Genomic DNA, 18,086 nt, shown 5'->3' on the forward strand with positions numbered 1-18,086 from the left:
ATACGCCGCGCGACCTACGAGGAATCCGAAGGCTGGTACGCAGGCATCACCGCAGATATGTTCAGCTGATTTGGCGGGCCCGGGGCCGCAACCAGATTTCAGGGAGCAAGCTTGCCATACGGCTTTAGTTGAAGGCCTCGCTCCCCGCAGTCTTTTGATGTTGTCTTCAAAGCTGTGGTTCGGGTGTCGTCACACCCCGTGACGGGATGGTGTGGTGACATGAGCGATGCCCGTTTTGCAAACTCCGCAAGATCGACGATCGTACGTTCAGGCCAACATATGTTGGCCCTATAAGGGCTAACATGTACGCGAGGGCAAAGACCGTTAAGGCGGTTTGATTTAGGCCTAGGGCGTGCTTTCACTTGTATATACATTAGCGCTAATGTATTTGCAAAAAATGACCCAGACAAAGAATACAGGCTTAGGCGAGCTTCTCCGCCATTTAACCGACTTACTCGACAGGGGGTCGCAAGATGCGTATCGCAACGCGGGTTTGTCTTATCGACCGCGATACACACCAATTATGCGTGCACTCGAGGGTAAGGCCGTATCAGTCACTGACCTATGTGGGCGCATGAGAATCACGCAAGGCGCGGTCAGCCAAACGATCAAGCTCATGGAACAAGACGGCCTGATAAAGCGCGTTTCCACGGATGATAGTCGGTCTCGCGCCGTTGCACTTACGCCGGCAGGAAGCGCCTTGCAGTCGCGGTTGGCCGCGCAATGGGAACTTCGCCTCGCTGCTATTTCTGACCTGGAAGCGGAGATCGGCGCGCCGCTGCGCTTGATATTGGAAAATGCTGTTCAGGCATTGGAACGGGATGGCTTCGCGGAGCGCCTGGCCCGAATGCAATCGGAAACATATACATGAAACAGGCAGGCCAGCACCTGGGCCTTGCAAACAATCACTTTCTTTCAGGTGGTGCGTCTTATGCATCCAGTCGGCCAACCTACCCGCCAGCGCTCGCGGATGCGCTGGCGAAGTGGTGCTCCGAGACAACTCATGCCCTGGATGTCGGGTGCGGTAACGGTCAACTCTCGACGTTGCTGGCGGCGCGATTTGACAAGGTTACCGCAACCGATCCGAGCGAAACCCAGTTGCAATCTGCCGCACGACATCCGTCAGTTACATATCGTGCAGAGCCGGCAGAGCGAATTGGTATTGAAGCCAATTCGGTCGATCTGATCACAGCCGCGCAGGCTGCACATTGGTTCGATCTAGATGCTTTTTACCGAGAGGTTCGACGCGTGGCGAAACCGCGTGCTGTTCTGGCCCTGATCTCCTATGGTGTGCCGGTCTTGGACGGAGAAATTGGGACACGCTTCCAGCAATTCTATTGGCAGGACGTTCATCAGTATTGGCCCGAAGGCCGTCAACACGTTGAAGACGGCTACAGATCGCTTGATTTCCCTTTCGAAGAGTTATGGCTTCCGGATCTTTCGATTAGTCAAGACTGGTCGCTCGCCAATTTGATTGCTTACATTTGTACCTGGTCGGCATCCCGCCGCGCACTGAAAGCGGGCAGGGGCGATATCGTGGATAAATTCATACGCGATCTGGGCTTGATTTGGACAGAACCGGAAGGCCAGCAAAAGGTAACCTGGCCGATCGTCGGGCGTCTGGCCGTGATCTAGTTCGTGTCGTCGAATACCTGTGAGTGTTCATGCCATTACAGCTGACCCAGTGGCCCGAAAATTGGAACGCGGATGCCATGCAAGCTCACAGAAAGCCAACCGAGATAAGATATGATCCAACGGCAATAAAGAGGATTCCGGTCGCTTGCACGCCGCGCTTGCCCATCTGAGGGGACCGCTGCGCCATCACTTCGGGCAGGACAATCAGACCGGCGCCTTTGATCGCGGCGGCACTTCCCGTGAGAGAGACCGCGATTTCAGCCGTCGTGGACCACAGGAAATGATTGGCCAATATGGTTGCGCCCACAACGAAATGCGCCGCGCCAGAAAGGTTGAGCAAGATTGGATCAGTCCCGGTCTGGCCAGCAATCATCCGGCGGTAAAACCCGTTCGAGATCAGAAATCCGAGTCCCGTTAGAAACAGATACGGACCAGCGATACATGCAATGGTTTCGGTCATCGATCACCTTTGAGTGGGGTGGCAAGCGCGAATCCGTACCTTCCAGTATCCATTCTTCAAGCTGGGATTGCCATCTTGAGTGTCATTTCGCCAGACGGCTTATGCAGATAGCGTTCTGTTTCGACAAAGCCGTAGCGGTCATAGAAACGCCGCCCGATATCGTTTTTCGCGAAGACTTCGACGCTGAGCTGCCCATGCAGCGAAACCGCATGATCGGTCAGCGCCTTACCGTGCCCGCGTCCATGAAAGGCGGGGTCCAGAAACAACCCGCCAATTTCATTGCCAATAAGGGCGATAAAGCCAATCGGCGTCTTTTCTTGCAAAAGAACCCAGGTTTCAGCATTTGGCAGGTAAATGTCACGCATGTCTTGTGCGACTTTTGCAACGAACACCTCCTGAAGAAACGGATGCGCATATGCGTTGGCCTTTTGCCAAACGGACACCAACTGGTCGGTGTCGTCTGGTCGATATGGTCTGATCATGGTCGTGTTACTTTCTTATAGCCAAACCAGCGGTCGCCCAATTCCCCGGAGTCAGACCTGTCCCTTGATCGGGCGGGCAGGGTTGCCCACAACAATCTGCCCTGCCGCGACATCCTTGGTGACAACGCTGCCTGCGCCAATGACCGCGCCGTCCCCGATGCGAACGCCCGGTAGGATGACCGCACTTCCGCCGATCCAGACGCGTTTTCCAATGTGGACTGGCTTTGCCAGTTCCAACCCGTCGACGCTGCGCTTGACCGGGTCCTTATGGTGTTCGGCGCAGTAGATCTGAACATTGGGCCCGAGTTGGCATTGGTCCTCGATGGTCACGGTGGCGCAATCCAGGATCGTGCATCCCGCATTCAGAAACACATCCTGGCCCAATCGTATGTTGATGCCGTAGGCGCAATGAAACGGTGCCTCAATGATGGCTTGCGGTGCACCTATCAGTCTGGCCAGCCTCGGGCCGATGGCGCCGCGTTTGTCCGGATGCAGGATATTGTGTTCATGCACCGCCGCGCGGGCGGTCACACGCAACTGCTCAAGCTCATCATCAAGACAGGTGTACCAGTCACCGGCCTCCATCTTCTGTCGCTCTGTTTTCTCGGCTGTACTGCGCGGCGTTGACGTGGTCATCGGGATACCGCCGACCGGATCAGGCCCAAGCCTGCAACAGCAAAAAGACCCGCCACAACGGCATCGACCGATCTGCGGATGCGTCGATATCCTTCCATGATGCCCGGCAGCGAAAAGGCCAGCGCATAGACACCGTAGGTCAGCAGGCCGATTGCAATGCAAAGGGTTGTGGAGATCGCGATAAGCGCGCCGCTCGCATCGTTCCCCAACCCCATGGAAAGCGCCGCCATCCAGGCAAAAACCGCTTTTGGGTTGGACAGGTTAAGCAGTAATCCTTTCCACAACCAACGCCCTTTGGAAGAGAGCTTTGCCGCTGTTTGACGCGGGTTCATTGAAGAGCGAAAGGACTGCCACGCCAACCAAAGCAAATAGAGCCCGCCAATGATTTTCAGGGCAATCAACGCCTGAGCGGAGCTTTGCAGCAACACACCGAGGCCCGTCGCCGCGATCAAACCCCAAAAGCCAAGCCCGACGGCAAGGCCCAATCCAAACAACAGGCCATCTTTGCGGCCCTGCTGCAGGGTGACCAGAGACACCGCGATGATGGCCGGGCCGGGGGAGGCTGTAACGACCAAAAAGGCCAGGGCGACCGGTAAAATCGCTTCAAAGAACACTGCACACTCCTGTTTCAAACTTAAGTTCATTCCCCAAACGGTTTTCAGGTTGCATGGCTGTGACTGAAGCCAGTGCGCCCTGCGCTACAGGGTTGCCGGTCGGCATGTTGCGTGTCGCGTTGATGGCAATCACCTGTTTCACCAGTCGTGCTCCTCTAATGTCTTGAGTTCGGATCAAACAGCTTGGAGTCCGTGTAAAGCACCATAGAGGCCAACTTGTTTCCGCGAAATTCAATGACGTCGCACATCGGAATTTTTATGCCGATGTCCAGTATGTAGGTGTGAACCAGGCTGTCCCCTTCGGCAATCATTTTTGAGGCGGTCACCGAACCATCGAAGGCCAGCAGTGATTGCACGAAGGTTTCGGGGGTGTCATGTGACCCGATTGGACCATCGAACGTGAAATCATCTGTCAACGCGGCGCGGATTTGCGCGGCATCTTTGACCGTCGCACCGTGATAGAAAGCTTTAAGTGTCTCTTGTCGTTCAGCGCTGAGGGATGTCGTCATGGTAAGGCTCCTGACATTGGGTGGATCAGAAAGTGGTAGAGCAGCCACCCTCCGACCCAAAGGCAGATTACGTGCTGCGAAATGATGGAAAACAGGCCGATGAAAGGGTTGCCGATATACATGCGTGCGGCATGCAAAAGGCGCCCCACAAGGAAGACCCCGGCAAAGGCCCATAGCATGGTGTCTGGCGCATCTGCTAGTTCCATGAGGGCCAGCCCGATCAGGACCATGGGCGCACTCTCGATAAGATTGGCATGGGCTCTGATGCGCGCACGCAGCGCCTGATCGTCAGCATCCCCGAACTGAATGCCCCCCAACCGGGCGCGCCGTTCGGTTACCAGCGCGCTGAGTGCTACCAATAGGATCAGCAACCCGCCCGCGAGCGATGAGGTGACCGGAAGTTGGTCGATGGTCATGCCTGCAGACTCGGGCGGTCGCGCATAGCATCGGCCCATCTGAGCATCCGACGACATGTCTTCGGAATGCCCAGATCAAACGCGTCCGCCATCGTGAGCACCGTCATGCCTTCGATGTCCGCAAAGCTGAATTGATCTCCGACAATGAAGTCGGTGTCTTCAGCCATCGCACTTTCCAACAGCCTCCATTTTTCTGGTATCGCCCGTCGCATTGCATCTGCAAATGCCGGAACCTGTTCCAGTACATCCGCAAAAAGGGGGAGCGAATGGCGCACCATCAGCCCATAGGTCATGAACAACTGGCTATGGATCCGCTCACTCCAGGTCGCGATGCGGCCTTGATCTGTGGCCGAGACGCCCATGAGAGGTCGGTCAGGAAAGGCCGCTTCCAAGTAGCGGCAGACCGCCAGGCTTTCAGTGATCACGGTGCCGTCGTCCAACTCCAGTGCAGGCACTTCACCCAAGGGGTTGATCTTGCGAAAATCGGATGTGCGCGTGTCTTTCCCCAGTTCCAAGGTGACTTTTGGGAGCTCAATTTCCTTCTCTGCAATAAAGATGCGCACGCGTTTGGTATTTGCAGACATCGCGTCGTAAAGCTTCATTTCGCCAGGTCCTCCAATCGGTCGAGCGTCGCTTCCCAGCCAGCTGCGTGGCGATCTGCGATCTCCTGTGCGGGTATTTGGGAATGGGTCAGGATGACGTCGGTAGAGGATCCGTCCTCGCGAAATTCAACGCGCACTCTGGTGGGGATACCTGCATGGGGGTCAGGCTCCTCCCAGATCCAGGTAAAGGAGAGCAGTGACGGCGGGTCTATACACTCAAAATGCCCGCCAAGAACGGGGTTTGATCCATCCGTCATGGCGTAGCGAAATCGATACTGACCGCCTGCGCGGAAATCGAATTGCAGGACGTCCAGGGTAATTTCCGGACTGGGCGAGAACCATCGCTCCAGCGCTTCGGCTTTTGTGAAAGCGTGGAAAACCCAATCACGCTTGGCATGAATGAGACGTCGCACTGTCGTGGAATGCAAGATTGCCGTCACGTGTTGTCCTCCGGTGCTTCGAGGGTGGTCACAAAGTCATCGAGCCGCGACAGAGTGGCTTCCCAGAAGGCCTTGTGTCGTTCGATCCAGCCACTGGCATCATTCAGCGGCCCGGTTTCCAGACGGAACCGATGCACGCGCCCGTCAATCTCGCGTTTCACAAGCCCGGCGCTCTCAAGAACTTTCAGATGCTTTGAGATGGTGGGTTGCGCCACGGCAAAAGGTTTTTGGAGTTCGGATGCAGAGCAGGATCCCTGAGTTGCAAGCAAAGCCACGATTTGGCGACGCGTGCCGTCGCCCAGGGCATGAAACGTGCGGTCGAGTGGTTCGTGATAACTAATAGCCATGTGGCTATATTTCAGATCAAATTGCCGAGGTCAACAGAAGAAATCAGCTTGGAGCGGTAGGGTCCGGAGACGCTGTTAGAGATTCACTTAGGCGTGACAGGTCACCAGTGCCCAGGCATCGTAGCTTCAACGCCTTGGCAGTCGAAGACACGCTGTTTCCAAGCCTCCAGATGGTCAAGCGTGCTTGCAAGCTCGGCAAACCCCAGTTCTGCCATGAGGTCCGGTTTCGTTTCTGAAGCGCGCTGTACGAGCCTGACTTCTGGCCAGGACACGGCATCTGCAGCTGAAGGCTTCATCCCAGCCAGAAACAAACGTCCATCACTGAGTTTGCTGTCAAGCAGCGTCATCTCAGACTGCATTGTTTCAGCGGCAGATGTTAAACTTTCCCATTTAGGTGTGTTTTTGTCATCCAGCGATGCCCCGCCGAAAAACACCGGCGACAGGAAATCGGCCGCCGCTTGACGCAGATATTGCCTGCCCTCCATGGTCGCTTGCCATATCTCGGCGGCTTCCTGATCCGTTGATCCGAACAATGGATGCTCCGGGAACTTTCGATCCAGCCAGGCCAAAATAGCCATTGAATCGCGCAGCACCGTGCCGTCGCTTTCCATAACCGGAACCGTCCCGCGCGGGTTGAGCGAGATAAAGGGCTCGGTCTTATGCTCGGTCTCGGACAGCTTTAGTTCCTTGATCTCAGTAGTCAGCCGTTTGAAGGCGAGCCCCAACAGAACGCGCCATCCGCGGGGTGATCCGCTGATTGTTGTGAGTGTGAGCGTCATCGGTTTCTCCTTCTGTTTCAGAAGATTTAGCCACCGGAATTGCCCGCGCAAGAAGGCAGAATGTCTGAAGATAGTACGTAATTTCGTACCTGGTGAGACGCGCCGGAGTGGTATCAAAATTCATACTATTTCCAAAAATTCTGCCTTCTTGTCGCAGAATACTGCCTGACTTATTTCGGTTCTCAACACAACGATTTCTGGACGAATTGGATCTTCGACATGGGCAAACTGACAGACAAAGCCGCACCTACTGCAGGCGGGACAATTGGGATGGGTTGGGAGCCGGCGGGCCAGTCTTTGGACCGGGGAGTATCCCCATGACCATCACAGTGTACAATATCAGCGGTTCACCGATGGGCTGGCGGGTCCTGCTGGGGCTTGCGTTCAAGGGGCTCGACTACGAGGTGGTGTATCTCAACGGATCGGACAAGGAACACAAGCAGGATCCGTTCTTGCAGATGAACCCTCACGGGAAAGTACCGGTTCTGGAGCATGGCGGCATCTATCGGCGCGAGTCGCTATCGATCCTTGGCTGGTTGGATGAGCAGTACCCCACACGCCCCCTTTTTGGCCAAACGCCAGCAAAGATCAGCGCCACTTGGATCCGTGCCGCCAGGTACAGTGACTATCTTTTGAAAGCCACAAGTCAGGTCGTGTTTCCGGTGTTTAACGGATCTGACGGTGCGCCAAAGGCATCGGGGGGAAACGAACCCGCGATTGGGCCTGCGTCTTCGCTTCTGAAGACTGAGCTGAGCGAGCTGGAACACAGCCTGTCCGAGAGCGCCTTCCTGTGTGGAGGCGCCCCAAGTGCGGCTGACGCCGTCGCCTTTCCGGAAATCGGGCGGGTTATGCGCGCAATAGAAACCAAGCCTGCATCAATGTCTAACTTGGGTTTTGGTGATTTCGACATGGATTTTCCGAAGATCGCCCGTTGGCGCGACCGCATCACGGCCATGCCGGGCTACTCCAAGACAGTGCCGCCGCACTGGACTGAATGACATCGAGAGAAGGAAACATAATGGTCCGAAAAAACTATGAAAGAACCATCAGGACAACCGCCAGCAGATCAGAAGCATATGCTGCGCTGACGACCGGATTCACGCAGTGGTGGACCAGCGACGCTGGCACATTCGAAAAGCCCGGAGATGTTGCCAAATTCGGTTTTAGCGAGAAGCTAGGCTATTGGAAATTCAAGGCGACGTCTCTTGAACCAGATCGCGTTGAACTGGAATGCGTTGAGGCGCTGCACATCCATGAGGGGCAACCAAAAGAGATCGAGACCGAATGGCTTGGAACACGTGCGATCTGGGACATAGAGGAGACCGTTGGCGGCACCGAAATTCATTTTGTGCACGATGGCCTGACGCCCGACCTGCTGTGTTTCGATATCTGCGAAGCGGGCTGGGACATGTTCTTTGTCGATAGCCTCCAGGCTTATCTCGATACCGGGACGGGCAAGCCGCATGTGTGAGATCGACACAACCTACCAACCGCCACCGACCGATGTATCCACGTCGTCCCAAGCGCAGAGAAAACACCATGAATACTGAAATGCTCCAGAAGCAGCTTGTCGGCTGGTACGGCGATGGTTCAAACGGGGCTGTCCCACGCCCCGGACAATGGGCGCGGATACTGCACCGTGCGCCGGATCAAGCGATCACCTTGATCAATTTTTTCAAGTTCCGTGAAGTGGCAGATTATGAGGAGGGAGGAGCGCATGTGTCGGGTAGTGAGGCGTTCGACAGATACGCTGCTGTGAGCATTCCAACGATGAAACGTGTTGGTGGAGAGTTTCTGCTTGTTGCGTCTTTTGAGGCATCGCTGATCGGCGAAGATGAGGATTGGGATCTTGTCGCCATCGGCGCGTATCCAAATCGTCAGGCCTTCCTGGATCTCTATCAGGACGCAGCCTACCGGGCGGCTTTCACGCATCGCACGGCGGCCTGTGCCCTACAAAAGGTGCTCATCGCGGGGACTTGATATTAACGTACGGCTGGTTCTTGAAACAATGTTTCTTGCTGTGAGGCTTCATGGGTTGGGTCGCTGAGTTTACGTCAGGCTGCATCGCTGACACTCAACACCCCCCGGCTATGAGAACTGCGCGAATAGGTTGTCGATTTCTTCGATATCGGCAGTTTGCACTAGTGCAATTGAAAGCAGAATGCGTGCTTTCTGAGGCGACAATCTCCGCGCACCAATGAGCTCCGCCAAGCCATTTTGCTTGAGACAAACCGTCGAGCCCGCAGGCGCACGCGAGGACATAACTGCGACAACACCCTGCATATGCGCCTCGCGTAACGCGCGTCGCTGATCGGGTGTCGCGTATCCCGGTGCAAGCCCCGCGACAACCACGCCCTTTGCTCCAGCCGCAACGGATGCATCAATATGTGTACCGTCCGCACCGGCATAGCTGGCCACAACATCTACGCGGGGCCAGTCCCTGGGTCTGCGCCAAGCCAGTGTTGGACTGCGCAACTCAGGATGGGTTCGAAATGAGACCGAGGTACCCTCAATGGTGCCAAGCGGTCCGGAATTCGGGGACTCAAAAGCATCGAGCGCGAAGTTCGAGCTTTTGGTAACTTCTGCTGCTGCATGAATTTCGCCGTTCATCACAACCAGGACGCCGCGACCCCGTGCCTTCGGGGAGGATGCAACCCTCAGGGCGCCCCAAAGATTGTGAGCCGCGTCGGAAGAGATGGCATTGGCCGGTCGCTGTGATCCGGTAAAGACAATGGGCACATCGGTGCCAAGCAAGACGTCCAGGGCAAAGGCGCTTTCTTCCAGCGTGGCGGTACCATGCGTAACCACAATGCCGGACAGGTTTTGGTTGGCCTCGATTGCTGCCGATATCTCAGCGCGCAGCGACCACCAGAATTCGGGGCCAAGTTCCGTGCTGGAAACAGGTTCAAACCCGGAAGTCCGGAGCGTGATGTCAGACGGTGTGATCGAAAGCGTATCCAGCAATTCCCGGGGGGAGAGCCGCGTTCCGGCAACGGGATAATCAAGAAAGTCGAAGCGATCGGCTGCCAGGCACGAGATGGTCCCACCGGTTCCGATGATCAGAACATTGGTTTCTTTGGTCATTTCACCTTCGTTCCGTCCTGGATAGGGGCGCCACAGCAGCATGTGTTTGCAATCGTTTGACCGACGTGGCGCATGCAAAAGACATGCAACGGATCGGTCCCGTTACATGTCGTCTTTTAGGCGTATTTCGCTCTCTTTGAAACAAGGCCTAACCAGAGCCCCAAGAGCGTTGTATGCAAAGCGATGAATCCGCCCGTCAGCAAGAACCAAAGCATGAGGTCATCGATCCTGACTTTCGCTGCGATACCGAAGAGGGCGGAGGCCGCGGTGAACACGCCCATCAGCCAGGCGACCTTCAGCGCGTCCAGCCACGCTGCATTCCGCCAGTCCGTACGGAAGTAAATCAGCACGATTGCCAGGGACTCCAACACCCAGGCACTCACCCCATAGAGGTAAAGCGGGTCGTCCATGCGGCTAAAAACACCCAGGCGGAGGAATTGCTGTTCGAAAAGGACAACGTGCCAAAAGACTGCAAGGCAGGCTGTGATCAGGAAAGCGCCGGCAAAGGCCAGTATTTGCGGTTTTGTCATTTGATATCCTCGGGAAGTGTTAGATTGCGATGCTTTCGCGATCAGCTGTCACCAGAGATCAAAAACAGTATGCCATTGCAAGAAGGCAGAATTTTCAAGTATAGTGCTGAAAATGATACCATGATTGAAAGGTCCGGAAATGGCGACCAAATCCGAAGCCGAGGCGCTTGAACAACATCCTGAATTGGCTGATCTGTGCCCAATGCCCGATATTGCCAAGCTGATCGGTGGCAAGTGGAAGCTCATCATTCTGCAAATCCTGATTTTCAAAGGCACCAAACGGTTCAACGAACTCAGGCGTATGATCCCCGGTGTCACCCAGACGATGCTGACCAATCAGTTGAGAGCGCTAGAGAGTGACGGGCTGGTGACACGCAAAGTCTACGCCGAAGTCCCGCCAAAGGTGGAATACACCGCCACGCAGCGCGCGCTGGACCTTCAGGAGATGTTTCACGCGATGCACAATTGGTGGCTCCGGGCAGACGGGTAGAGCCGCGCGCCCGCGCCCCTAATCGACGATATGACCGGCTGAGTTGTTCAGCATCGTGCCCGCCATGAAAGCGGCCATATCAGACGCAGCGAATGCAAAGACAGCCGCAGTATCCTTGGCTGTGGGCAGCTTCTTGAGCGCCGTCTTGTTTTGCTCGATGAAATCTTTCATCTCCGCAAAGCTCATTCCCATATTCGCGCCCATGGTCGAGAATGTGTAGTCGATCGTGGGCGAGCCCGGCATGGCCTCAGACCGCACGCCAAGAACGCGTACACCGGCTGGCCCGTATTCATGCGCAAGCGAGCGCATCAGTCCTTCTGTCGCCGCATGAGAGGCGGTTAATGCTGGCGCCCAGGGCGCGCCAACCTTGGCCAAGGTTGATGTGTTCAGAATGATCACACCGCTTTCCTGTTTCGCCATGTGGCGAAATGCAGATTTTGCGGTAATGAACTGTGCGGCGGTGTCGACAGAGAGCGGAGCCAGGAATTGTTTCAAGGTCACGTCACTGGCCGGTTTCCCATGGTCGTAGCGCCGAGGTTCGACACCTGACATGTTGACCACGATATCAATTGATCCGGTCTCATCCGCGATCTGGTCAATGTATGCGTCAACTGCGTTTTCATCTGTTGCGTCGACGACCGCTAGCGTCGGTTGATCGGCTCTTGCCCGGCGTGAGGAGCTAAAGACTGTCGCCCCGTCCTGCTCAAACCTTTTCGCGATGCTCTGTCCCAAATAGCCACCAGCGCCGAAAACCAGCGCGTTCTTTCCAGTAAGTAACATGATTGACCTCTTTCTATTGAAATCCAGAAGATCGCGGGGAGAGCAGAACTCTGTTCAGTCGCCGCGCATTCCAAGGCAATCTAGAAAATCAGTATGATTACACAAGAAGGCAGAATTTTCGTATATAGAAAGGAAAATCATACTAATAAGAGACTTAGGGCGGTTTTGCTTACGCGGACGCTGCGCAGTGATCGGTCCTCGACCTCTCAAGAGCGACCGTTCAGCGCGATGCGGGAAACCGGTAGATTGGGATCGAGCCAGCCGCTTGTCGCAAAGTGGCGGAACGATAGTCTCCAAGGCCGACGGATTTATTTACATAAGAACGATTACCAGTGGTTTGGGGGCGAAGGTAAAATATGCTGTATCTTTGCCAGTCAGGACGATTGAGGTCGGAAGCGCCGCCATAGAAGCTCATGATGCAGTTGCAGAAAAGATCTAAAAACGACATCCCATATGTCGCTTTTGGGTTTTTAAATTGATCATAATCTCATCGATATGCCCAACGCTGGTGCAAATACAGTGAATCTTGGGTTTTCGAAACTGCCTCGGTGCATCCTTCGCTCCCGCAGCATTGACTTCTGGCGGTGCGATCACAGTTTTAAGGGCATGGACAAAACGTAAGCTCTTCATTTTCAGCTTTCCTTACGCGCCGCACGGCCCTGCTGGCGCGACGTCTTTGTTTTCCCAAGGATCTATTTCATGAAACACAGCCCTGTCTCAGGTTCTCCGATCTCTCATAAAGTCCGCCCTTATTCCCGTGTCGCTGTGATCGGTGCGGGATCATGGGGCACGGCGCTGGCCGTCACGTTGGCGCAAGCGGGGTGTAAAACCATGATCTACGGTCGCGACCCGGTTGTGATCGATGAGATCAACAGCAATGCGACGACACAAAGGTTTCTGCCAGGCGTCACACTGCCCAAAGGCCTCTTTGGGGTGAAGGATATGGCCTTTGCGCTGGAACGTTCTGAGGCGGTGCTGATTGTTGTGCCCTCTCGCAGTGTGCGCAATGTCGCACGGCAGGTCGCCGCGCATGTGCCAAAAGGCACGCCCATCGCTGTTTGCGCCAAAGGCATTGAACCCGAAACCGGCCTCTTGATGACACAGGTCGCCGAAGAGGAGCTGGGCGATCATCCCGTGGGCTGCGTGTCTGGCCCGACTTTTGCGCTTGAGACGGCCATGGGGCATCCAACTGCAGCGACCGTGGCTTTCCCGTTCACTTATGCGGATCGGCTCAAGCCACATGAGAGCCCGGCCGCGCGTCTTGCGGTGTCGCTGACGACGGAAAGTTTCCGGGCGTATGTCTCAGATGACTTGGTAGGGGTCGAAATTGGTGGTGCCGTGAAGAACATCATCGCAATTGCCTGTGGCCTGATGACGGGTGCAGGCTTTGCCGAAAACACCCGCGCCGCTCTGATCACGCGCGGCCTTGATGAAATGAAAGCATTGGCTGTCGCCCTGGGCGGACGCCGTGAAACGGTCACGGGTTTGTCCGGGATTGGCGATCTGGCGTTGACCTGCGCGAGCCCGACCTCCCGCAACATGGCGTTGGGGCAACAATTGGGACAGGGGCGTGCCCGCGCCGATTGCTTTGAGGGCAAACCGGTCGTGGTGGAGGGCGAAATGAATGCGAAATCCGTCACCGACCTGGCCCGCAGCCTGAATGTCGCCATGCCGATTTGTGAAACTGTTCGGGCAATCCTGCATGAAGGGGCGGAATTGGGTACGGCCTTTGCCAGCCTCTGGGCCCGCCCGATAGAGGCAGAGCCGCGCACGATGGAGTTGTCTTTTGACCACCCTGCAACCGATCAAGATATTGCAACACTCGCAGAAAGGATCTCATGACCCGCCACGCAACCTTCGACGTGTCAGATATTTCCAAAAAAACCATGGTTCTTGCCACCGATTTGGATGGCACGTTTCTGGGTGGCTCCGCTGACCAGCGCAAGGGGCTCTATGACTGGATTGAACAGCACCGGCGGGCTATCGGTCTGATCTTCGTCACGGGCCGTGATCCGGGGTTCATTCACGATTTGGTGCGCAGCCAAGGCGTGCCACAGCCTGATTATGTCATCGGCGATGTGGGCACGACCATTGCCGTGATGGACGACAAGCAGCATGTCACCCCTATCCAAACACTTGAAGAACATATTGCAAGCGCATGGGCCGATGCCGGACCACAGGCGCAATTCGCGCTGAACGGCATGCCGGGACTTACGCTGCAATCCACGCTGTTCCGCTACAGGCTGAGCTATGACATGGACCCAGCGCGCTTTGACCCTGCCGCCGTAGACAAGATTGAGGCTTTGGGCCTTGATGCCATCATTTCGGACAACAGGTTTTTTGATGTGCTGCCGAAAGGTGTCAGCAAGGGGCCGTCGCTGTTGCGTCTGATGGATCATCTAGGGATCGCGAAGGAGCGCGTGTTGGTGGCCGGTGACACGCTGAATGACCTGTCGATGTTGGAGACGGGTTTGCCCGCTGTTGCGGTTGGCGGATCAGAACCCGCCTTGATCACCGCCGTCACAGGCATCAACACCGTCTACGCTGCGGATGCCGAGGGCGCTGCCGGGATCGCCGAAGCGATCTTGCACCACAAGCTTTTCAGAACACCTGAAGGGGCATAGCATGTCATCAGAGATGGTCATCGTCTATCACCGCCAACCCTACGAAGAGGTCGAGGAAAACGGCGAAATCGTGCTGCGCGAAAACAAAAGCCCAAACGGCATCGTGCCCACACTGAAAAGCTTCTTTGGTAAAGTCGATCATGGGGCATGGATCGCGTGGAAACTGGCCGACGATCCCGAAAACCCTGGCTTTGAGCAGCGGATTGAGGTGGATGACGACTACGGCACATATACGGTTTCACGTCTGGCCCTGTCAGAGGATCAGGTGCGCGAATTCTATCACGTCACGTCGAAGGAAGCCTTTTGGCCGATCCTGCATGGGTTCAAGGAACGTTACAATTATGATCCCGTTGACTGGGCGAATTTTCAGGCCGTAAACCGCAGCTTTGCCCTGGCCGCTGCGGATGAAGCCGCCGACGGTGCATTGGTGTGGGTCCATGACTACAATTTATGGCTTGTGCCGGGCTACTTGCGCGAGCTGCGCCCAGATGTACGCATCGCGTTCTTCCATCACACGCCCTTTCCGTCTGCTGACATCTTCAACATGCTGCCTTGGCGCAGGGAGATCATCAAAAGCCTTTTGGCCTGCGATGACATCGGTTTTCATATCCCACGGTATGCGGGCAACTTCGTATCGGTGGTGCGCAGCCTTTTTGATGTGGACGTCACCTCGCGCCGGCAAGTGCCCGACAAATGGATATTCGAAGGCACGGCCCTGACGGAACGCAGCTGGACGGATAAGCTATGTTATGAGGGTCACGATGTGGCCGTGAGTGTGACCCCGGTTGGTGTCGATACCGGCTACATCGATGATGTCGCAAAGTCAGCCGAAACCGCAGCGCAAACACATGAAATCCGCAAGGAAACCGAAGATGTCAAAATGATCCTTTCGGTGGGTCGGACAGACTACACCAAAGGCGGCATCGAACAGCTATCCAGTTTTGAACGCGTGCTGGAATATAATTCCGGCCTGCGCGGTCAGATCAGGCTTGTGCATGTGTCGGTGGCGGCAAACCGCAACATGGCTGTCTATGAAGAAATCCAAAGCGAGATTGAACAGATCGCAGGACGGATCAATGGTCGCTTCGGCACATTGGAATGGCAGCCCGTTACTTTGATCTCACGGGCGATCCCGTTCACGCAACTGATCTCCTACTATCAGGCGGCAGACGTGGCATGGATTACGCCGCTGGCCGATGGCATGAACCTTGTCGCGAAAGAATTCATTGCCTCACGCTTTGACGGCGATGGCGTACTTGTCCTGTCTGAATTTGCCGGTGCCGCTGTCGAATTGGCAGACGCGGTGCTGACGAACCCGTTCTCAAACCGCGCAATGGACCTGACACTGGTCAGCGCCCTTGAAATGCCCGAGCCAGAGCGGCGACGACGGATGAAAACGATGCGGGATGCGGTTGCCCGTACGGATGTGCGACAATGGACCCCGGGGACGCTTAAACTGGCGCGAGCACCTGCCGTTGCGGCCATCGCCTGAACCGGTATGGGCCCACGGTCGCCCGGCTCACCCTCAATATCATGCTTAGATGTGATCCCGGTGAGTTATCAGAACTCATTTGAGTTCTTCGCGATAGAGTGCCAGAATATAGGGCGCGATGAATGAAAACTATCTGCTTGTAGGCGAAAAAAGCTCGTCTCACCACGTGTTTAATGTCGGGTGCAACGTCAAACCGCGCGCCCGACCCCGCGCGCCCTGTCTCCAGTACACGGGCCATGGGACCAAAACTTACCCCCTGTTTCAATGAGCTTGTTGCGCAGGTCTTCCTCACTCATCGGTTTTCCGAAATAGAAGCCTTGCAGATAATCGCAGCCCATCTCGCTCACGATCCGCGCGTGCTCTTCGGATTCGACGCCTTCAGCCACGACGCGCATGCCGAGGCTCTTCCCGATGCCGATGATTGATGCGACCAGCGGCCTAACGCTTGCATCCGCGACAACAGGTTGGATGAATTGGCGATCAATCTTCAGGATCGCCGGTCTGATTTCCAGCAGTCCCCGCACCGAAGCATGCCCCGTTCCGAAGTCGTCGATGGCGACCGTTACACCCAGCTCATCAAGCTCATCGATGGTCCACCGCACCACGTCACCCATGCGATCCAGATAAACCGACTCAAGAATTTCGACCGTCAGCCTTGCCGGGTTGATGCCGGAGCTCTTGATGTCATGGATGAAGGTCGGATCGGCCAACCGCGCCGCGGAGACATTCACCGCAACGCGCGGAAGGTCGACACCTGTTTCATCAAAATGGGACAAAGCCCCATTAAGGCTGGCAAAGACGATCTCATCAATTCTCTTGAGGATCCCCATGTTGGCCGCGGTATCGAGAAACTCCGCTGGCGCGAGAATACCCTTGTTTGGATTGGACCACCTGACCAGCATCTCGGCGCAGGCAATTCTGCCGGTTGCCGCATCAATCAAGGGGTGAAAATACGGGATGAACTCACGCCTTTCGCATGCCAGCAAGAGGTCCGACGCCAATTGCTTCGTTGCAATGGAATTGGCGTGCATCTCTTCGGTAAAGAATGACCACCGACCCTTTCCTTGCGATTTTGCGTGATATAGCGCCGCATCGGAATCCGCGACGACCTGCTCTGGATCTTTCATATTCGCATTGGCAATTGCCACCCCGACACTCGCACTGCAGGCGGTCGATTTTCCGTCGCAGGTGAAGGGCACCTGCATCCTTTGAACGATCTCGTCGGCAAGATTGCTTAAGTTAAGGGCGCTTTTCCCGAGCGGCCTCAAAATGACGAATTCGTCACCGCCAAGACGCGCGACCAGATCAGATGCATCAGTCAGATCCCGCAGCATTTTGGCGACGGAAACCAGCAGCTGGTCTCCTGCGTCATGGCCAAGCGTATCGTTCACGAATTTGAAGCCGTCCAGGTCAATGTAGAGCACGGCAAATTCCGTGCCGTGTTGCTTCAGATTCTCAATCCAGGTCTTCAGCTCGACCTCGAAGTGCCGCCGGTTTGACAGGCCGGTCAGCGCGTCCTCGTTCGCATCCTTGGCCACCGACTTTGCAAGTTGGTGCAGCCGCGTGTTCTCTTTCTCCAGACGGTGAACTTTCTCGACGACCCGCGCATAGCTCTCCTGGTCTGATATCGCGGGATCTTTCATCGCGCGCTTGGCAGGCTCGGCGCTCCCCTGCTCCAGTTCGACGATTGAGCAGAGCCACCAGCGATTTCCCGTCTCGGGATCGGATAGGTGCACCCAGCTCATCCGCTGCCAGTAGACTTCGCCATTCTTGCGATTATTCAGCGCCTTGGTCGAAAAATTCTCCCAATTCATCAGTTTTTCAATGATGTACAGGTGAATGCCCTGCTCCAGATCCGGACCGACCAGGATGGTTCCACGTTGACCCACGACCTCGGCGGCTTCATACCCGATGATCTTGGTGAAGGCTTTGTTGCACCACTGAAATTCCATGACCGCTCCGTCATCATTCGACGCCAGAGCAAGTGCGAGGCCTTCGGTGCACTTGTCATTGATTTGATTGAATATCTGAGCAGGTATCACGTGTAGGGCCTACATGGTTCCGCCCCCCTATGGCACCCAAACGATTAGGAACGGTTAAACCATGACAAGACGTCAACTTTTTTAGAGAAAAGTGGAACGATTGAAGGGTAGAAAAACTGGCTGT

The 18,086-nt window shown here is 55.7% G+C and carries 24 protein-coding genes; 9 read left to right on the forward strand and 15 right to left on the reverse strand.

Translation table 11 applies throughout. The annotated features are described in order from the left end of the window. Window positions 1-352 precede the first annotated feature (352 nt). Window positions 353-871: a MarR family transcriptional regulator gene (locus Q1A20_RS23700; protein ID WP_299919126.1), complete on the forward strand. Its 519-nt coding sequence runs from the start codon at window positions 353-355 to the stop codon at window positions 869-871. Beyond that, window positions 868-1,635, forward strand: coding sequence for a class I SAM-dependent methyltransferase (locus Q1A20_RS23705; protein WP_299402265.1), 768 nt, complete (start codon window positions 868-870; stop codon window positions 1,633-1,635). Before Q1A20_RS23700 ends, Q1A20_RS23705 begins: the two co-directional genes overlap by 4 nt. Window positions 1,636-1,720: 85 nt before the next feature. Here the strand turns inward: Q1A20_RS23705 and Q1A20_RS23710 are convergent, their stop codons facing one another. From Q1A20_RS23710 to Q1A20_RS23760, 11 genes are all read right to left on the reverse strand, one after another. Next, window positions 1,721-2,095 carry a hypothetical protein gene (locus tag Q1A20_RS23710; RefSeq protein WP_299402267.1) on the reverse strand — a complete coding sequence of 125 codons (375 nt, stop codon included), beginning with the start codon at window positions 2,093-2,095 and terminating at the stop codon, window positions 1,721-1,723. A 56-nt stretch (window positions 2,096-2,151) separates the two neighbouring features. Beyond that, window positions 2,152-2,577 (reverse strand): GNAT family N-acetyltransferase, encoded by a 426-nt coding sequence (locus Q1A20_RS23715; protein ID WP_299402268.1) that lies wholly within the window; start codon window positions 2,575-2,577, stop codon window positions 2,152-2,154. 51 nt (window positions 2,578-2,628) lie between these two features. Then, the gene (locus Q1A20_RS23720; RefSeq protein ID WP_299919129.1) at window positions 2,629-3,213 is read right to left on the reverse strand and encodes a sugar O-acetyltransferase; all 585 of its coding nucleotides are present in this window, start codon (window positions 3,211-3,213) and stop codon (window positions 2,629-2,631) included. Continuing rightward, window positions 3,210-3,827 carry a LysE family transporter gene (locus Q1A20_RS23725; RefSeq protein WP_299919131.1) on the reverse strand — a complete coding sequence of 206 codons (618 nt, stop codon included), beginning with the start codon at window positions 3,825-3,827 and terminating at the stop codon, window positions 3,210-3,212. The genes Q1A20_RS23720 and Q1A20_RS23725 overlap by 4 nt, the downstream gene beginning before the upstream one ends. Continuing rightward, a complete protein-coding gene (locus tag Q1A20_RS23730; protein ID WP_299402274.1) occupies window positions 3,817-3,969 on the reverse strand; it encodes a hypothetical protein in 153 nt (50 codons plus the stop codon). Before Q1A20_RS23730 ends, Q1A20_RS23725 begins: the two co-directional genes overlap by 11 nt. A gap of 13 nt (window positions 3,970-3,982) precedes the next feature. Then, window positions 3,983-4,336: a nuclear transport factor 2 family protein gene (locus Q1A20_RS23735; RefSeq protein WP_299919133.1), complete on the reverse strand. Its 354-nt coding sequence runs from the start codon at window positions 4,334-4,336 to the stop codon at window positions 3,983-3,985. Continuing rightward, window positions 4,333-4,752 (reverse strand): MAPEG family protein, encoded by a 420-nt coding sequence (locus Q1A20_RS23740; protein WP_299919135.1) that lies wholly within the window; start codon window positions 4,750-4,752, stop codon window positions 4,333-4,335. Before Q1A20_RS23740 ends, Q1A20_RS23735 begins: the two co-directional genes overlap by 4 nt. After that, entirely contained in the window at window positions 4,749-5,354 is a 606-nt protein-coding gene (locus Q1A20_RS23745) for a glutathione S-transferase family protein (RefSeq protein ID WP_299919138.1), read from the reverse strand. Before Q1A20_RS23745 ends, Q1A20_RS23740 begins: the two co-directional genes overlap by 4 nt. Next, on the reverse strand, window positions 5,351-5,794 hold the full coding sequence (locus Q1A20_RS23750; protein ID WP_299919140.1) for an SRPBCC family protein: 444 nt from the start codon (window positions 5,792-5,794) through the stop codon (window positions 5,351-5,353). Before Q1A20_RS23750 ends, Q1A20_RS23745 begins: the two co-directional genes overlap by 4 nt. Beyond that, window positions 5,791-6,141, reverse strand: coding sequence for a helix-turn-helix transcriptional regulator (locus tag Q1A20_RS23755; protein WP_299507695.1), 351 nt, complete (start codon window positions 6,139-6,141; stop codon window positions 5,791-5,793). The genes Q1A20_RS23750 and Q1A20_RS23755 overlap by 4 nt, the downstream gene beginning before the upstream one ends. A 101-nt stretch (window positions 6,142-6,242) precedes the next feature. Beyond that, window positions 6,243-6,920, reverse strand: coding sequence for a glutathione S-transferase family protein (locus Q1A20_RS23760; RefSeq protein WP_299919143.1), 678 nt, complete (start codon window positions 6,918-6,920; stop codon window positions 6,243-6,245). Between the two features lie 317 nt (window positions 6,921-7,237). Between Q1A20_RS23760 and Q1A20_RS23765 the strand changes: the two genes are divergently transcribed. From Q1A20_RS23765 to Q1A20_RS23775, 3 genes are all read left to right on the forward strand, one after another. After that, window positions 7,238-7,918 (forward strand): glutathione S-transferase family protein, encoded by a 681-nt coding sequence (locus Q1A20_RS23765; RefSeq protein ID WP_299402286.1) that lies wholly within the window; start codon window positions 7,238-7,240, stop codon window positions 7,916-7,918. A gap of 20 nt (window positions 7,919-7,938) precedes the next feature. Beyond that, window positions 7,939-8,391, forward strand: a complete 453-nt coding sequence (locus Q1A20_RS23770) for an SRPBCC domain-containing protein (protein WP_299402288.1) — start codon at window positions 7,939-7,941, stop codon at window positions 8,389-8,391. A gap of 68 nt (window positions 8,392-8,459) precedes the next feature. Further along, entirely contained in the window at window positions 8,460-8,900 is a 441-nt protein-coding gene (locus tag Q1A20_RS23775; RefSeq protein ID WP_299402290.1) for a DUF1330 domain-containing protein, read from the forward strand. Window positions 8,901-9,008: 108 nt separating this feature from the next. Here the strand turns inward: Q1A20_RS23775 and Q1A20_RS23780 are convergent, their stop codons facing one another. Together Q1A20_RS23780 and Q1A20_RS23785 are read right to left on the reverse strand one after the other, a co-directional pair. Beyond that, window positions 9,009-10,004, reverse strand: coding sequence for an asparaginase (locus tag Q1A20_RS23780; protein WP_299919146.1), 996 nt, complete (start codon window positions 10,002-10,004; stop codon window positions 9,009-9,011). A 116-nt stretch (window positions 10,005-10,120) separates the two neighbouring features. Further along, the gene (locus Q1A20_RS23785) at window positions 10,121-10,534 is read right to left on the reverse strand and encodes a hypothetical protein (protein WP_298976667.1); all 414 of its coding nucleotides are present in this window, start codon (window positions 10,532-10,534) and stop codon (window positions 10,121-10,123) included. 139 nt (window positions 10,535-10,673) lie between these two features. Here Q1A20_RS23785 and Q1A20_RS23790 point away from each other — a divergent pair, with 139 nt between their 5' ends. Further along, window positions 10,674-11,024: a helix-turn-helix domain-containing protein gene (locus tag Q1A20_RS23790; RefSeq protein ID WP_298976669.1), complete on the forward strand. Its 351-nt coding sequence runs from the start codon at window positions 10,674-10,676 to the stop codon at window positions 11,022-11,024. A gap of 18 nt (window positions 11,025-11,042) precedes the next feature. On the opposite strand, the gene Q1A20_RS23795 is transcribed toward Q1A20_RS23790, so the two are convergent. Beyond that, window positions 11,043-11,804, reverse strand: a complete 762-nt coding sequence (locus Q1A20_RS23795; protein ID WP_298976671.1) for an SDR family NAD(P)-dependent oxidoreductase — start codon at window positions 11,802-11,804, stop codon at window positions 11,043-11,045. Between the two features lie 699 nt (window positions 11,805-12,503). Here Q1A20_RS23795 and Q1A20_RS23800 point away from each other — a divergent pair. Genes Q1A20_RS23800 through ggpS form a run of 3 tightly spaced genes read left to right on the forward strand, consistent with a single transcriptional unit; the run spans window position 12,504 to window position 15,920 of the window. Then, window positions 12,504-13,646, forward strand: coding sequence for an NAD(P)H-dependent glycerol-3-phosphate dehydrogenase (locus Q1A20_RS23800; RefSeq protein ID WP_299919150.1), 1,143 nt, complete (start codon window positions 12,504-12,506; stop codon window positions 13,644-13,646). Further along, a complete protein-coding gene (locus Q1A20_RS23805; protein ID WP_299919152.1) occupies window positions 13,643-14,428 on the forward strand; it encodes an HAD-IIB family hydrolase in 786 nt (261 codons plus the stop codon). The genes Q1A20_RS23800 and Q1A20_RS23805 overlap by 4 nt, the downstream gene beginning before the upstream one ends. A 1-nt stretch (window position 14,429) precedes the next feature. Continuing rightward, window positions 14,430-15,920 carry a glucosylglycerol-phosphate synthase gene (gene ggpS / locus Q1A20_RS23810; RefSeq protein ID WP_299919153.1) on the forward strand — a complete coding sequence of 497 codons (1,491 nt, stop codon included), beginning with the start codon at window positions 14,430-14,432 and terminating at the stop codon, window positions 15,918-15,920. 188 nt (window positions 15,921-16,108) lie between these two features. Here ggpS and Q1A20_RS23815 read toward each other — a convergent pair whose 3' ends face one another. After that, window positions 16,109-17,962 carry an EAL domain-containing protein gene (locus tag Q1A20_RS23815; RefSeq protein ID WP_299919155.1) on the reverse strand — a complete coding sequence of 618 codons (1,854 nt, stop codon included), beginning with the start codon at window positions 17,960-17,962 and terminating at the stop codon, window positions 16,109-16,111. Window positions 17,963-18,086 lie beyond the last annotated feature (124 nt).

It is taken from the genome of uncultured Roseobacter sp., from assembly GCF_947501835.1.
Taxonomy (GTDB): Bacteria; Pseudomonadota; Alphaproteobacteria; order Rhodobacterales; family Rhodobacteraceae; genus Roseobacter.

What these genes read in the sequence shown, in the direction of transcription:
- Q1A20_RS23785 (WP_298976667.1), bottom strand. Translation starts at nt 10,534, where the DNA reads ATGACAAAACCGCAAATACTGGCCTTTGCCGGCGCTTTCCTGATCACA.
- Q1A20_RS23780 (WP_299919146.1), bottom strand. Translation starts at nt 10,004, where the DNA reads ATGACCAAAGAAACCAATGTTCTGATCATCGGAACCGGTGGGACCATC.
- Q1A20_RS23770 (WP_299402288.1), top strand. Translation starts at nt 7,939, where the DNA reads ATGGTCCGAAAAAACTATGAAAGAACCATCAGGACAACCGCCAGCAGA.
- Q1A20_RS23705 (WP_299402265.1), top strand. Translation starts at nt 868, where the DNA reads ATGAAACAGGCAGGCCAGCACCTGGGCCTTGCAAACAATCACTTTCTT.
- Q1A20_RS23790 (WP_298976669.1), top strand. Translation starts at nt 10,674, where the DNA reads ATGGCGACCAAATCCGAAGCCGAGGCGCTTGAACAACATCCTGAATTG.
- Q1A20_RS23715 (WP_299402268.1), bottom strand. Translation starts at nt 2,577, where the DNA reads ATGATCAGACCATATCGACCAGACGACACCGACCAGTTGGTGTCCGTT.
- Q1A20_RS23745 (WP_299919138.1), bottom strand. Translation starts at nt 5,354, where the DNA reads ATGAAGCTTTACGACGCGATGTCTGCAAATACCAAACGCGTGCGCATC.
- ggpS (WP_299919153.1), top strand. Translation starts at nt 14,430, where the DNA reads ATGTCATCAGAGATGGTCATCGTCTATCACCGCCAACCCTACGAAGAG.
- Q1A20_RS23740 (WP_299919135.1), bottom strand. Translation starts at nt 4,752, where the DNA reads ATGACCATCGACCAACTTCCGGTCACCTCATCGCTCGCGGGCGGGTTG.
- Q1A20_RS23795 (WP_298976671.1), bottom strand. Translation starts at nt 11,804, where the DNA reads ATGTTACTTACTGGAAAGAACGCGCTGGTTTTCGGCGCTGGTGGCTAT.
- Q1A20_RS23800 (WP_299919150.1), top strand. Translation starts at nt 12,504, where the DNA reads ATGAAACACAGCCCTGTCTCAGGTTCTCCGATCTCTCATAAAGTCCGC.
- Q1A20_RS23805 (WP_299919152.1), top strand. Translation starts at nt 13,643, where the DNA reads ATGACCCGCCACGCAACCTTCGACGTGTCAGATATTTCCAAAAAAACC.
- Q1A20_RS23765 (WP_299402286.1), top strand. Translation starts at nt 7,238, where the DNA reads ATGACCATCACAGTGTACAATATCAGCGGTTCACCGATGGGCTGGCGG.
- Q1A20_RS23720 (WP_299919129.1), bottom strand. Translation starts at nt 3,213, where the DNA reads ATGACCACGTCAACGCCGCGCAGTACAGCCGAGAAAACAGAGCGACAG.
- Q1A20_RS23775 (WP_299402290.1), top strand. Translation starts at nt 8,460, where the DNA reads ATGAATACTGAAATGCTCCAGAAGCAGCTTGTCGGCTGGTACGGCGAT.
- Q1A20_RS23710 (WP_299402267.1), bottom strand. Translation starts at nt 2,095, where the DNA reads ATGACCGAAACCATTGCATGTATCGCTGGTCCGTATCTGTTTCTAACG.
- Q1A20_RS23755 (WP_299507695.1), bottom strand. Translation starts at nt 6,141, where the DNA reads ATGGCTATTAGTTATCACGAACCACTCGACCGCACGTTTCATGCCCTG.
- Q1A20_RS23735 (WP_299919133.1), bottom strand. Translation starts at nt 4,336, where the DNA reads ATGACGACATCCCTCAGCGCTGAACGACAAGAGACACTTAAAGCTTTC.
- Q1A20_RS23760 (WP_299919143.1), bottom strand. Translation starts at nt 6,920, where the DNA reads ATGACGCTCACACTCACAACAATCAGCGGATCACCCCGCGGATGGCGC.